The sequence below is a fragment of the Frigidibacter albus genome, from assembly GCF_009908165.1.
Classification (GTDB): domain Bacteria; phylum Pseudomonadota; class Alphaproteobacteria; order Rhodobacterales; family Rhodobacteraceae; genus Frigidibacter; species Frigidibacter albus.
Genome location: NZ_JAAAUC010000008.1, coordinates 124,727 through 139,937 on the forward strand (window position 1 = coordinate 124,727; position 15,211 = coordinate 139,937).

The 15,211-nt window shown below is 72.6% G+C and carries 4 protein-coding genes; 2 read left to right on the forward strand and 2 right to left on the reverse strand.

The window, feature by feature from the left end; genetic code table 11:
* The first annotated feature begins 13 nt into the window (after positions 1-13).
* Positions 14-898, forward strand: a complete 885-nt coding sequence (locus tag GVY41_RS13515) for a sulfotransferase family protein (RefSeq protein ID WP_161347384.1) — start codon at positions 14-16, stop codon at positions 896-898.
* A 4-nt stretch (positions 899-902) separates the two neighbouring features.
* Complete coding sequence (locus GVY41_RS13520) at positions 903-2,273, forward strand: hypothetical protein (RefSeq protein ID WP_161347386.1); 1,371 nt, start codon at positions 903-905, stop codon at positions 2,271-2,273.
* Positions 2,274-2,276: 3 nt separating this feature from the next.
* Here GVY41_RS13520 and GVY41_RS13525 read toward each other — a convergent pair whose 3' ends face one another.
* Both GVY41_RS13525 and GVY41_RS13530 read right to left on the reverse strand, forming a co-directional pair.
* On the reverse strand, positions 2,277-7,040 hold the full coding sequence (locus tag GVY41_RS13525) for a type I polyketide synthase (protein WP_161347388.1): 4,764 nt from the start codon (positions 7,038-7,040) through the stop codon (positions 2,277-2,279).
* On the reverse strand, positions 7,037-15,208 hold the full coding sequence (locus GVY41_RS13530; protein WP_161347390.1) for a type I polyketide synthase: 8,172 nt from the start codon (positions 15,206-15,208) through the stop codon (positions 7,037-7,039). Before GVY41_RS13530 ends, GVY41_RS13525 begins: the two co-directional genes overlap by 4 nt.
* Between the last annotated feature and the right edge of the window lie 3 nt (positions 15,209-15,211).

The following is a 15,211-nucleotide window of genomic DNA, read 5'->3' on the forward strand; positions in this document are numbered from 1 at the left end:
TAGAAAGACATAGATGCCCGATCCGTTGTTCATCATCGCGCCGCCCCGGTCCTTCACCTCGGTGATCGGCGGCATGATCGGGCAGCATCCCCAGGCCTATGGCCTGCCCGAGGTGAACCTTGCGCTTGGCGATACCCTGGGGGAGACCTGGACCGCGCTGGCGCCTTCGCTGAACATGGGCACGTCGGGGCTGCTGCGGCTGCTGGCCGAACTGCATGAGGGCGCGCAAAGCGAAGACGCGGCGATTCGCGCCCGGCACTGGATCCAGCGGCGGTTTCACTGGCCCACCGCCAAGGTCTTCGCCCATATCCAGGAGGCGGTCGGCGACAAGGTGCTGGTGGACAAGAGCCCGCGCAGCACCATGCGGATCGACAGCCTGCGCCGCCTGCACAGGATCTTTCCCGCCGCCAGCTTCCTGCATCTGACGCGGCACCCGCGCAGCACCGGAAAATCGACGCTGGAGCTGATGAAGGCCTATAGCGGCGGCGGCGCCCAGAGGATCGAGTTCGATCCCGAACAACTCTGGCTGCGCTCGCAAAACCATATCCTCGAACTCTCGCGCGATCTGGCGCTCGGCCAGTACATGCGGATCAAGGGCGAGATGCTGCTGGCCGATCCGATGCTCTATCTGCCGCAGGTCTGCGACTGGCTGGGCCTGTCCTCGGACGCGGCCAGCATCGAGGCGATGCTGCACCCCGAGACCTCGGCCTTCGCCAGTGTCGGACCGCCCTCGGCGCCCTTCGGCAATGACCCGAATTTCCTCAACAGCCCGGCGCTGGACATGGCGCGGCTGGCGCGGATCACCGAACCCTCGCTGCAGGGCGATGTGGACTGGCGCCCGGGCGAGGCGTTCAGCAAACCCGTGCTGCGGCTGGCGCGGCAATTTGGATACGGATAATCGCATGAGCATTCTCGACGCGGGCCAATTCGTGCCCGTCGCCACCGGCGGCCTCGGCCACCCCGGCAGCACGCTGGCCCATTCGATGGTCTGGTTCCGGGACGCGCTCTATCTGGGCGCCAGCGCCCCTGCTGCGCGCGGCCCCGAGGATCTGGGCCGCATCCACCGGCTTGACCCCGCCACCGGCGCCTGGGACGAGGTGTTCGCGGCGCCGGTGCAGGCGCTGGACGAAGACGCACAGGCCCGCGCCGTCTGGCTTGGCGGCGGCGGCATTCTGCGCCAGCGCCAGCCGGCCGAGGCGATGGGCCGCGCATTCGGCATCTGCGCGATGACGGTGTTCCAGGGCGCCAGCGACGCCGCGCACTGCCTCTATGCCGGGACCATGTCGCTCTGGGGCGGGCAGGTGCTGCGGTCAGAGGATGGGATCAGCTTTGCCCCGGTGATGGCACCGGGCAATGGCGATGACAGCGTGATGTCGATCCGCGGGCTGACGGCCTTTGGCGGGCGGCTCTTCGCCCTGCCCTCGGGCACCATCACCGCCGAGGGCCTCGACCGCGAGCGCGCCCCGCAGGCGATTGTGCTGGTCAGCGACGATCCGGCCGGCGGCGTGTGGACCGAGGCCTGCCTGCCCGGCTTCGGCGATCCGGCCAATCGCGGCGTGGTCTCGCTCTGTGCGGCGCAGGGCCATCTCTATGCCGGCACCTCCAGCCCCGCCCGCGGCTTCCAGCTGTGGCGGACCAAGGCCGAGGGCGCGGCGCCCTACGTGTGGGAGCGGGTGCTGACCGACGGCGCCTTCCGCTATACCCACAACCTCTCCACCGCCGCGATGGCCGAATTCGGCGGCGACCTTTTCATCGGCACCCGGATCCCCGGCTTTGGCTATGATGCGGACAGCGATGTGGGCCCCGCCGCCTGCGAGATGATCCGGCAGCGCCCGGATGGCCGCTGGGACCTGATCTTCGGCGAGCCGCGCTTTACCCCGGACGGGCTGAAGGTGCCGCTTTCGGCGATGGGGCCGGGTCTCGGCGATCCCTACAACTCGGCGATCTGGTCGATGGCGGTGCAGGACGGCGCCCTGTACATCGGCACCCAGAGCTGGGAGCCGAATGACATCGCCATGAACGGCGGCGGCGCCCCGCTGCGCGGCGGCTTCCAGCTCTGGGCCAGCACGGATGGCGAGGCCTGGGTGCCGGTGCTGGTTGATGGCAATGGCTCTGTCACCTCGACCGGAGTGCGCGCGTTGCTCGCATCGCCGGTGGGGCTGTTCCTCGGCACCGTGAACCACAGCCGCCTGCTGCAGACCCAGGCGCTGCTGCATGGCGGCGGCGCGGATCTGGCCGAGGTCTCGGCGGGGTTCGACGTGTGGCTGGCATAGGGGTTACCGCAGCGCCAGCGCCAGCACCGCCTCGCCCTGCCGGGCCAGCGCCACCTGCAGGCGCCCGGCCATCGGTGTGTCCACCTCGGCGGTGAACGAGCCCACCGTTGCCCCCGCCGCCAGCGCCTGCAGCACGAAGGCCCGCGGCCGTCCGGTCAGCCCCTCGCCGATCGCCTTGGCGGCCGCCTCCTTGGCGCACCAGCCGGTCAGCAGCCGCGCGGCATCCTCCGGGCCCGGCTGCGCCGCGGCCAGCAGCGCGCGTTCGGCTGGGGCAAAGCCGCCCTCGGCCAGCAGGGAGGCGTCGATCCCGGCGGGAACCTCCATGTCGATCCCCACCGCCTGCCCCGGTGGCGCGGCCACGGCAATCGCCGCGCCGCCCGCATGGGCCAGCGACAGTTCGGGCAGCAGAGGCGAGTCCCCCGCCGCCGCCAGATAGGGCTTGCCGGTTGGCCCCACCGCGATCTCCACATCCGCGGGCAGCAGCGCCAGCCCGCAGTGCTGCAAGATCCAGGCCCGCGCCGCCTCTTTCAGCGCGATGCGGCCCATGATCCAGTCGCGCCGGCGCTTGCCCGGGCCGGTCATCGCCGCAAAGGCTTCGCGTTCCGCCGCGGACAGGATCGTCGCCGCCAGCACCCGCATCCAGATCCCGCCCGCATCCTCGAGGAACCCCGGCGGGAAGGCCGGCACCTGCCAGACCAGCACGCCCGGCGGCTGGCCCGCGAACAGGCCCTGCGCCTCGGCCCCATACCAGGCCTCGCGCGGGCGATAGCGCGCATTGTAGAAGCTGTGCGGGACCCGGAAGAAGCGGTCCTTCCAGCCCGAGGCCCGCATCAGCACGGTGCCATCCGGCGCGGTGCAGGTGAAATCCCCCTGCAGGAACCGCGCCGCAGCCGGGTCCGCGCCCGCGCGGCCCTCGCCGTCCAGAAACTGCGTGCGCCCCGACAGCACCGCCCCAGCCGTCGCCTCCTCCCGCGCCGCCACAAGGTCGATCCGGTCGATGCTGGAGGGGAAAGAGCTGAAATCCGTCCCCAGCCCCTGCGCGATCCAGAAGGCGGTGACATGGCCGGTGAGGTCCAGCAGCACCGGGTTCAGCAGCAGGCCTTCCGGCGCGGACGGCCCCCAGCCGAAGAACCCGTCCAGCGGCGTATCGGCCAGTTCGGCATCCAGCCCGCCGCCATCCCAGGCGATCAGGCGGCGGATGCCCTGGAACAAGGGCCCGTGGAACATGCCGGTGGTGTAAAGCTCATCGTCGCGCCAGCGCGGCGGCTGCGGCGCGGCCAGCGGGGCCAGCGGCGGCAAGGGCGCGCCCTCGAGGGCCACCACCTCGGCCTCGAACAGCAGCGCCGCGCCGCGCAGCAACCGCACCGCCACCCGCAGCTCACCGTCCAGCCCGACGATCAGCTCGGCTTCCGTCGTCAGCGTCGCGGGGCCGGCGTCGAAGGCGATCCAGTCGCGCGCCCGCACATTCTCCAGCCGCGCCGGCATCGCCCCGGTCAGCACCGCCGCCGCCTCGGCCGCCATCTCAAGGCTGACGGCCAGCGGCAGCACCGGCAGCGCCATCAGGCCGGGGTCGCTGTCCGACACCTCGGCGGCGTAGAGCACATGATGGGCAAGGAAGGGGTCGGCCTCGGGGTCGAAATCGCTCTCGGCAAGCAGCCGCGCGCCGTCATTGTGCAAGATGCGATGGAGCAGCGGCGGGTGCCAATCCTCAGGCTCCGCCGCGCTGCCAAGCGCCGCCTCGGCGACGCTGCCCGCGGTGTCGAGGAACTGCTGCATCAGGTCGAAATGCCCGACGATGACCGAGGCTGCGGCAAGCGGGCGCGCTGCCGGGAGGGCCGCGGGCCGGGCCGACACCTCGACGGGCAGAGGCGCGGGTGCTGGTGCCATTGAGGGCGCAACAGAAGGCGCCAAAGCCACCGCCAGTTCCGCCGCCACGTCATCGGGGAGGCGCAGGAATGGCAGATGGTTGTCGATCACCCGGTCGCGCGAGGGGCGCGGCGCGGCCGCAAGGTCCAGCGGCGCCACCCGCCCCTCATACAGCGCGCCCACGTCAAAATCCCGCCCCGAAACCCAGATCCGCCCCAGCGTCTGCAAGAGTTGCCCCAGCCCCTCTTTGCGGCGGCTGTCGGTCGCCAGCGCCAGCGCCTCCCGGCCCTTCAGCGCATCCTCGACAAAGCCGGTGAGGTTGGCCGAGGGCCCGACCTCGACGAACAGGCGCACGCCATCGTCGTGCAGCCGCTCCACGGTTTCGGTAAACCGCACCCGGCTCGCCCATTGCTGCGCCGCCAGCGCGCGGATCTCGGACGGCTCCAGCGGCATCGGCGCGGCGGTGGCGCAGGACCAGATCGGCAGGCGCGGGGCGCGGAAGTCCATGCCCCGATAGACCCCCAGCACCTGCTCGGCCACCGGCGCGAACAGCGGCGTGTGATAGGGCCGGTCGAAGGGCAAAAAGGCGCACATCCCGCCCATCTGCCGCAGCTCGCCCGCCACCCGCTCCATGACCGCGCGGGGGCCATAGAGCACCGACTGGTGCTGGCAATTGTCCAGCGCGAGGTGCAGATCGGGCTCGCGCTCCACCAGCGCCAGCACTTCGCTGCGCGCCACCGCGCCCACGGTCAGCAGCGCGCCGCCGGCGATGCCGCCCGCCGCCGCGATGCCCTTGTAAAGATCGTTCAGCGACCGGATGCGCCCCGCGAAATCTTCCCGGTCCTCCGAGGCGCCAAGCACCCCCGCCGCCGCCAGCGCCGAATGCTCGCCGCTGGAATGGCCGACCACCACATCGGGCTGCAGCCCCAGCCGCGCCAGCACCGCCGTCAGCGCCTGCGCGGCGATGAACACCGATTCCGAGCCAAGCTCCAGCCCGAACAGCCGCTCCTTCAGCGTGGCGGCCAGCTCCGGCGCCAGCGTCGTCGGCGGCGGGAACACGCTCGCCGAGGGCGGCAGGTCACGCCCGGGGAACAGCCCGTCCCAGAAGTCGAACCACTCGCGCGCCTCGGGGAAGGCCATCAGCACCGCCGAGAGCATCCCCTGATACTGCGCGCCCTCGCCCGGGAACAGGAAGGCCATCTTGCCGGGCTGCGGGGCGGGTTCGGCAAACACGCCGCTGCGAATGCGGAAGCTGCCGCGCCCCGCCTCCAGCCGTTCGGCGGCCTTGCCGAGCTTGTCGGCCATGTCCGCCGGGCTCTCCGCCACCAGCGCCAGCCGCGCGGGGCCGGTTCCCGGCGCGGTTGAGGCCGCCAGCGCCGCCAAGGGCGCACCGGGATGCCGCAGCACCCAAGCCGCCAGTTCCCGCGCCCGCACGGCCAAGTCGGCGGGCGTTTCTGCCGAGAGCAGCACCAGCTCCTCGGGCCAATGCGCGGGGCTGGCGGACCCCGCCTCCTCCAGCACCGCATGGGCGTTGATGCCGCCAAAGCCGAAGGCGTTCACCGCCGCCCGGCGCGGCACATCCGGCGCAGAAATCCATGGGCGCGGCGCGGTGTTCACATAGATCGGCGTTTCATCGAAGGCCAGTTCCGCCCGCAGCGCCGCCGCAATCGTCGGCGGCAAGGTGCGGTGATAAAGCGCCAGCGCGGTCTTGATCAGCCCCGCCGCCCCCGCCGCCGGGATGCAATGGCCGATCATCGACTTGACCGAGCCGATGGCCGCTGTGGGCAGCCCGTTTGCCCCCCGCCCGCCGAACACGCCCTTCAGCGCCGAAATCTCGGTCCGGTCCCCCAGCGGGATGCCGGTGCCATGCGCCTCGATCAGCCCCGGCGCCAGCGCCGGCAGGCCGGCATCCTCCAGCGCGCGCTCGATCGCCAGCATCTCGCCTTCCATCCGCGGGGCGAGCAGGCCCGAGCCCTTGCCGTCGCTGGACTGGCCGACGCCCTTCAGCACCGCATAGACGCGCTGGCCGTCTGCCACCGCATCCTCCAGCCGGCGCAGCGCCAGCACGCCCAGCCCCTCGCCCAACAGCGTGCCATCGCCGCCCTCGGCAAAGGGCCGCACATGCGCCTGTTTCGACAGCGCGCCAAGCTGGTTGAACACCATGTAGACCTCGGCCGAGATCGAGGCATTGACCCCGCCCGCCAGCATCAGGTCGCTCCGCCCCGAGCGCAGCTCCTGCATCGCCGCCTGCACCGAGAGAAGCGACGAGGAACAGGCCGCGTCGATGATGTAATTCGGCCCGCGCAGGTCCAGCCGGTTGGCGATGCGCCCGGTCATCACGTTGGGCACGAGGCCCGGCGCAATGTCGGCGTTGAAGGGCGGCAGCAGCTTGGCCATCTCGGCGCGCACCCGGTCCAGCACCGCGGGATCGGCGCCGGGCAGCAGCTGCGCCAGCAGCGCGCGGGTCTGGTCCAGCACCACCCCGTGCTGCACGACGGCGGCATTGCCCCGGTGCAGATAGGTGGAATGGCCAAGGATGATCCCGGTGCGGGTGTGGTCCAGCTCCAGCGCCCCGGCATCGGCCAGCGCGGCGCGGGCGATCTTCAGCGCGAGGAACTGGTCCGGCTCGCCGCCATCGACGGAAGAGGGCATCACCCCCAGCTCGGCCGGGTCGGCGGCAAAGGCCTCGCCTAGATAACCGCCGCGCGCGGTGGGCAGCTGCGTTACGCCCTGCCCGTTCAGGTAGCGCTCCGCGCCCCAACCCGGCAGCGGCTCGCCCAGAAATTGCAGGCCCGCGCAGATATTGGCCCAGAACCGCGCCGGGGCATCGGCGCCCGGAAACAGGCAGGCCATGCCGACGATGGCGATATCGCCACCGGGGCTGCGATGCGGGGCTGTCATTCCGCCGCCTCCTGCTTGGGCAGGGCGATGTCGGCCAGGATCTCGCCGCCCCAGCCGCAGAACCGCGCAAGCCCGGCATCCGAGGTCGCCTCCAGCGCCTCCAGCAGCAGCAGGGGCTGGCCCGCGGCATCGGCAATGGCCACATCGGCGCGCACCTCTGCCGGGCCAAGGCCCGGATGCAGGCGCATCACCATTCGCCGCGCGGCACCGGTGCCCAGCTTGGTCGCCCGGCCGATGGCATTGGGCAGCGCCGGCTGGCCGCGGGCATGGATCGACCAGACCCAGGCCAGCTGCGCCGCCGCATCCAGCAGCCCCGGGTCGAACAGCCAGGCCCCCCCCCCGAAGTCGGCCGCCCGGCTTGGCCGCACCTCGGCCCGCGCGCCGCCCGCGTCCAGTCCCTCCAGCACCTTCAGCAGCTGATAGCTTGGCCCGTGGAACAGCATCTCGCGGTAGGCCCGCCCGGCCGGGACCGGCGAGCAGGCTACCGGATGCGCCAGAATGTCCTGCGCCAGCGCCAGCGCCTCAGGGTCGGTTGCCTGCAGCGCCGAGGGCACCATCCGCACCGAGGCGCGGTAATGCGCGCGGGGCAGGTTGCCGGTTTCGCGCAGCTCTACCCGCGCGGCAAAGCCGGTGGCATCGGCATGTTCGGATCCCTGCGCCACAAGGTCGATCTCGCAGGGGGCGTCCCCCTCCAGCCGCAAGCCGTTCAGCAGCCGCAGATCGGCAAGCCCCGTCACCGTCCAGTCCGACCAGATCTCGGCCGCGGCCTCGGCACACATCTCGGCGGCCACAGCTAGAGGCAACACCGGCACCGCACCGATGCGGTGTTCGCCCAGCCAAGGATCGGCGCCCACATCCAGCCGCCGCCGGATCGCGGTGCCGCCCTTCGCCGCGGGCGCCTGCTGCGCCCCCGGCAGCAGCGGCCAGCGGGAGCGCGGCGCCTCCGGCATCCCCGCCCGCTCAGCCTCATGCTTTTCCCACGGACCGGCGCCCAGAACCACTTCGGTGCAGTCCCGCGGTCCGCGCAGGATCTCGTCGAAGAACGCCGCCGCGCCGCCCTCGGGGGCCACCAGCGTCACCTCCTGCGCCTCGAACTTGGCGCGCACGGCGTCCGAGACCATCCCCGCGCCATGCCGCGTCCCCTCCCACGGGCCCCAGTTCACCGCGACCGGATGGCAGGCGGGCCAGCGCCGCGCCAGCTGCGCCGCGAGGCGGTTCAAAAGCTCATTGGCATGGGCATAATCGGTCTGCCCGGAATTGCCGTAGCGCCCGGCGACCGAGGCGAAGAGCGCAAAGAACGCCGGCGGCGCGGTATCGAGCGCAGCGGCCAGCGCCAGCGCGCCGATCACCTTGGGCTGCACCACCCGGTCCCAGCTGTCCGGGGTCTTGTCGGTGATGCGGCGATCCTCGATCACCCCCGCGCCATGGATCACGCCATGCACCGGCCCCAACCGCGCGGCGATGTCGGCCACCGCCGCCCGCACCGCCGCCGCATCTGCCATGTCGAGCGCCAGATAGTCGAGCGTGGCGCCCGCCGCCTGAAGGTCCGCAAGGTTCGCCCGGATCTCGCGGTCCCGCATCAGCCCCGCCAGCGCGCGCTCGATGCTGGCCGGCGTCACCGCCTCGCCCGTCGCGCGCGCCTCCGCCATCAGCGCCTGCCGCAGGGCCGAGGTGTCCGTCAGCGCCGCCGTCGCCTCCGGCTCCGGCCCCGGCAGCGGGGTGCGGCCGATCAGCACCAGCCGACAGCCCGCCGCCGCAAAGGGCCGCAGGATTTCGGCGGTGATGCCGCGCGCGCCGCCCGTCGCCAGGATCACCGCGCCAGGGGGCAGCTCGCGCGCCGCATCCGCAGGGTCGGCCGCGACTGAGCGGAACACCATGCGCCGCCCGCCCGGATAGCCCGCCTCCTGCCGGCCATAGGGCGCGGCAAGCTCCTCCATCAGCACCTGGGCCAGGGCCTCATCCGTCAGCGCCGGGTCGAGGTCGATCGCCTTGGCCCGCGACGCCGGCCATTCCTCGCGCAGCGATTTCGCCAGCCCGGTGCAGCCACCCGCCAGCAGCATCCCGGTCTCGCCCCTGCGGCCAAAGCTGCCGCCCATGACGCTGGCAAAAACCATCCGCCCCTGCCGCAGCCCCTCGGCATGGGCCCGCACCACGCGGTAGGCGGATTTCTCCACCTCCAGCGCCGCCAGCCAGTCGCCGTCCAGCGCCACCGGCACCGCCGCCGTCGGCGCCAGATGCACCAGCCCGGCGAACGGCCCCTCGGCCTCACACGCCGCCTCGGCGCTCAGCACGACCGGAGTGCCCCCCGCCGCCGCGATCTTGCCCGCCAGCGCGGCGGCAAGCCCGCCCCGGCCTTCCGTCACCAGATAGCGCCCCGCCGGCAAGGCCGGACCCGCGGGCAGCGCTTCCGCCTCTGCCCGCATCACATACCGCGGCGGCCGGGCGCCTTCGCCCGCATTCCCCGCCGCGGCCAGATCAAAAGGGCCGTGGACCACGCCCTGCGCCCCGGCGGGCGCGCCCCCCGCCAGATGCGCCGCCAGCTTCTCGACGATGGCGCCAAGGGTCTTTTGCTCGTTCAGCGTCTCGCCCATCGGCTGCGCGGCACTGGCCTGCGGGCCGGGCAGGCCCTTCAGCAGCGCCCCAATGATCTCGACCCGCTTGATGCTGTCGATGCCGAGGTCGGCCTCGATGCCCTGATCCATCCCCAGCATGTCGGCCGGATAGCCGGTGCGGTCCTGCACGATATCCAGCAGCAGCGCCGCGATCCCGGCCCGGTCGAGCCCGGCCGAAGCCGTCGGCACCTGAATGGGCGCAGATGCGACCACCGGGGCCGGAGCGGGTGCCGGAGCCGCAACAGGCTGCGAAGCAGGCACCGGAGCCGGAGCCGCGGCGGCGACCGGCGCCACCGGCGCCGGCATCGCCATCACTGGCGCAGGCCGGGCGACCATCGGGCGCGCCGGCCGCGGCATCGCGCGGGGCGCGGCTGCGGCCCCGGCGCCAGAGCCGAGATAGGCCAGCATCACCCGCTCCTGCGTTTCAAGGAACCGCGCCATCGTCATCTGGAACTCTGCCAGAACCTCGTCGGCTTGCAGCGGATAGCTTAGGTCTTGGTTGTCGGTGTCCATCGGCAGCATCTCCCTGACTGGACGTGAACGGAGTCCGGGCGCGCGGGGCGCGGCCCGGCTGGGTTGCGGGCGGATCTGCGGGCGCACCGCCGCAGGTTCGGGAAAAGCAGGTTGGGCCAAAGGCGGAGCCACTTGCGCAGCGGCCATGACCTTCCGCGCCTCCACCTCCTCCAGCGTCAGCACCGGCCGCGGCGGGCTGCCCACCTGCCGCGCGCCAGAGCCGTTCAGCAGCCACATGTGCCGGCCAAGCGCCTCCGCCTCCGGCACCGGCCCGGTCAGCGGCAAGGCCGTGCAGCCGCGCCCGGCGAACAGGCGCGCCAGATCCAGCGCCGCGCCCTCGGCCAGCAGCGCGCCGATGCCGGACAGCAAGCCACGCAAACCGCCCGCCTCGTCATCCGTGGTGATCGCGCGGTGCGGGGCAGCGCCAAGGATCTGCCGCACCATCGTGGTATGGGCGGACTTCGGCCCCAGGCTCAGGAACACCCGCGCGCCATCGGCATGCATCTGCTCCACCTGCCGCACGAATTCGACCGGAGAGGCCAATTGCGACGACAGCGTTTCGCAAATCGCCACCGCCCCCGCCGGATAGGCCGCCGCGGTCTTGTTGGCATAGACGGCAAAGCGCGCCGGGTGCAGGTCCATCCCCGCGATAAAGCCCGCCAGTCGCGCCTGCGCCGGTGCCACGATCGGCGAGTGGAACGCAGCCCCCACCTGCAAGGCGCGCAGCGGGATGCCCGCCGCCTCGGCCCGGCGCGCGGCCTCGGCCAGCCCTTCGCGGCTGCCCGACAGGATGCTTTGCTCGGGCGCGTTATGGTTGGCGACGCAGACGCCGTCGATCCCCTCGATCAGCGCCTCGAGCACGTCGCGGGGCGCGCGGGCCGCGGCCATGCTGCCCAGATCGCCGCCCGCCCCCGCCTCGACCATGAAGCGGCCGCGGGCGCGGCTGACGCGGAACAGATCGGCCCGGCTGAACACCCCCGCCGCATGCAGCGCAACGAACTCACCATAGCTGTGCCCGGCCGCCATATCGGGCCGCAGGCCCATGCCCGACAGCAGCGACCACAGCCCCGCCTCCACCGCACCCAAGGCCGGCTGCGCCACATCGGTCGCGGTCAGCGCCGCGGCGGCGGCCTTTTGCGCCGCGTCGTCATAGGCCCCGGCGGGAAGGATCGCGCGGGACAGTGGGAAGCCCAGCACCGCATCCGCCTCGGCCAGACTGTCCCCCAGCTCGGGGAACAGCGCCGCCACCTCGGCCATCATCTCGGGATACTGGCTGCCCTGCCCCGGGAAGATCAGCGCCAGCTTGCCACCATTCGCCAGCAGCGGCGCATCGCTGAACGCGGCCCCCGGCGGCAGCGGGCTTGCAGCGTCAGCCAGATGCGCGGCCAGTGCCGCCACCCGCGCCGCCAGCGGCTCGCTCCGCGACACGGTCAGCGCGGCGGTGAGGGTACCGGGCCGTGCCGCCTCGGCCAGCGAGAAGGCGAGGTCGGCCAAAGCCGGCTCCCATCCCGCCGCCAGCCGATCCGCCAGCGCCTGCACCTCGGCGGCCAGCGCCGCCCGGCTGCGCCCGCGCCAGACCAGCAGTTCCTGCCCCCAGCGGCGGCGGGGTGACGGCGCCAGCGCCGGGATCGCCCGCTTGGCCCCATATTCCTCCATCGCCACATGGAAATTGGTGCCGCCAAAGCCGAAGGCCGAGACGGAGGCGCGCCGCGGCAGCCCCTCCACCGTAACCCAGGGCCGCGGCCGGTCCACCAGATAGAGCGGGATCGCCGGCTCGTTCAGGCGCGCATTCGGCGCCCCGCGCCGGCCATGCGGCGGCAGCACGCCGTGATGACAGGCCAGCGCCGCCTTGATCAGCCCGGCAATCCCCGCCGCGGCCTTGGTATGGCCGATCAGGGTTTTCACCGAGCCGATGGCCGACGCCTTCGGCCCCGCCCCCGCCTCGGTCAGCAGCCGGGTCACCGTCGTCATTTCGGAAATGTCGCCCGCCACGGTGCCCGTGCCATGCGCCTCGAACAGGCCTACCGTCGCCGGGGAATAGCCGGCCATGTCATAGGCACGGCTCAGCGCCCGGATCTGGCCGTCCGGGTGCGGCGCGGTCATCGACTTTGCCTTGCCGTCGCTGGATCCGCCGACGCCCTTGATCACCGCATAGATCTTGTCGCCATCTCGTTCGGCATCCGCCAGCCGCTTCAGCGCCACCATCGCGAGGCCCTCGGAGATCACGATCCCGTCGGCGCCCGCCTCGAAGCTGGAGCTGCGCCCGCGGGGGCTCAGCGCCCGGGTCTTGGAGAAGCAGAGGTACCCGAACGGCCCCTGCACCGTGTCGATGCCCCCCGCCAGCACCATGTCGGACCGGCCCGTCTCCAGCTCCAGCACCGCCTGATAGACGGCGGCGAGGCTCGAGGCGCAGGCGGCATCGACGGTGAAGTTCACCCCGCCGAAATCCAGCCGGTTCGCCGCGCGCCCGGCGGCGACGTTGAGCAAGATCCCGGCAAAGCTGTCCTCGGTCCAGCTTGGCAGGCGGCTGGCGGCATCCGCATCCAGCGCGCCCATGAAGCGCGGCAATTCGGACCGCACCGCATATTGCGCCCCCACATCCCCCGCCCCGCCCGAGGCACCCAGGATGATCGAGGTGCGCAGCCGCGGCAGGCCCGGCGCGTCCTTGCCGTCCAGCCCCGCATCCTCCAGCGTGCGCCGCGCCACCTCCAGCGTCATCAGCTGCAACGGGTCCAGCGCAGGCAGCGACCGCGGCGGGATGCCATAGCGCATCGGATCGAACGGCATGTCCTTGAGGAAGCCGCCCCAGCGGGAGTAGATCTTGTCGGGCGCCGAGGGGTCGGCGTCGAAGTACAGCCGCCAGTCCCAGCGATGGCGCGGGATCTCGGTGATCGCATCGACAGAGTCGAGCAGGTTCTCCCAATACTCCGCCACCGTCTCGGCGCCGGGCAGCACCGCGCCAAGGCCGACGATGGCGATGTCGGCGGGGCGGTCCGCGGCCACTGTGGCGGGCACCGGCGCGGCGCGGGCAGCGCCCAGCATCTCGGCCGAGCCTTCACACACGGCCCCGTGCAACGCGGCAATGGTGGTGACCTTGTCCCGCAGCATCGCCGCCTGGCCGATCATGTACATGCCTTCCTGCGCCTGCCGACGCGCGGGCACGGTCTTCAGCACATCCCCCGCCCGCTCCGTCGCTTTGGACGCGATGCGCAGGCGGCCAAGCGTCAGCTCCTCCAGCGCCTCGCGCATATCCTCGCCGCCGGTGCCATCGGCCTGCAGCGCGCGGCGGCGGGCGGCGAATTCCTCGGCAAAGGGGCTCATCGCGGCGCGGCTGGCATGGCCGGGGCCGGTTTCCAGCGTCACCGTCTCCTGGCAATCCAGCAGCACCTTCTGGAAGGTCTGCACGATGCTGCCGGCGCTGACCGCCTCTTCGGTGAAGAGATAGGCGGTGCCCATCAGCATCCCGACCCTGATGCCGCGTTCGGCCAACGGCGCCGCCAGCGCCGCCACCATCGCGGCCGAGCGCGCATCATGGATCCCGCCCGCGAACAGCACGCAGATTTCCGAGGCCTGCACCGGGTCGGTCACGCTGTCCAGCAGGGTACGCACCATCGCGTCCCACAGCACGAGGCTGGACATCGGCCCGACATGGCCGCCGCATTCGCGCCCCTCGAAGACGAAGCGCCGGGCGCCCTGTTCCAGGAACATCGCCAGCAGCCGCGGCGAGGGCACATGCAGATAGCTCGGGATGCCGTCCGCCTCGAGCGCGCGGGCCTGATCGGGGCGCCCACCAGCGATCAGTGCAAAGCCGGGGCCGTGGCGCAGCGCCACCTCCACCTGCGCGCGGATCAGGGACGAGGGCGCAAAGCCCAGCAGACCCACGCCCCAGGCGCGCCCCGCCAGCCGCTGCGCTGTCTCGGCCAGCAGGGTGTCGGCCTGTTCGGGGCGCATCAGCGCCAGCGCCACCATCGGCAGCGCCCCGCCCTCGGCCACGGCCTGCGCAAAGGCGGCGGTGTCGGAGACGCGGGTCATCGGGCCCTGCACCAGCGGCCAGCGGGTGCCATGCGGCGCGGCGACGCCCTGCCCCGCGCCCCAGACCGGATGCGCGGCAGCGCGGGCCACGGCGGCGGCGCTGCCATCTTGCAGGGCGCGCGCGAGCCGGCCGAGGCTGCCGAAGCGGGCGGCAAGATCGGGGGCAAAGGCCGCGGCCTGCCCCAGCGGAGCAATCTGGCCCGCGGCCATGTCCCAGCCAAAGGCGGCGCGGCCTTCGCTTTCGCCCTGCGCCAGCGCGGTGCGCAGCGTGGCCCCCGCGCGGCTGCCGGGCTGTTCCATCCCGCGCCACTGCACGCCGCCCGCGCCCTCGACCAGCAGCGTTTCCGCCCCGGTCATCCGCGCCAGCACCGGCGCGATCCGCGGGCCAAGCGCGCTTTCGCGCAGCATCAGGCATTGATCGTCCAGCACCACGCCCGCAGCCCCGCCCGCGCGCAGCGCGCCCGCCGATTGCAGCCCGACGCCGCCGCGCACGAAAACCGGCCCAGCCGGGCCCGCCGCCATCGCCTGTTGCAGCAAGATGAAGGCCGTCGCCTCGCCAACGCGGCCGCCCGCCTCATGCCCCTTCAGGACCAGCCCCTCGGCGGCCAGCGGCCCGGCCAGTCGGTCATCCCAGCGGATCGCCTCGGGCAGCAGCCGCACGCCCGCCGCCCGGATCGCCGCGACAGCCTCGGGCGCGGCCAGCGCCGCCTCGGCCTCCAGCACGACCACCGACAGCCCGCGCGGGCCAAAGCGCCCCGCCAGATCCAGCGCGAGGCCCGCATCGGCCAGCTTGACGCCAAAGCCGCCCGCGGTGGCCCCCGCCAGCGCCTCCAGCCCCGCCTCGATCGCGCCCGCAGGCAGCGGCAGTTCGGCGTTGAACAGGCCAAGATGACCGGCGCGGCAGGCGGCAATGGCAAGCGCCGCATCCGCCGAGCCTGCGGGGGTCAGCACGAGGATCGCAAACTCGGGGCCTGCAAACCCGGCGGTTGCGAAGTCGGGGGCCTGTGCCATGCG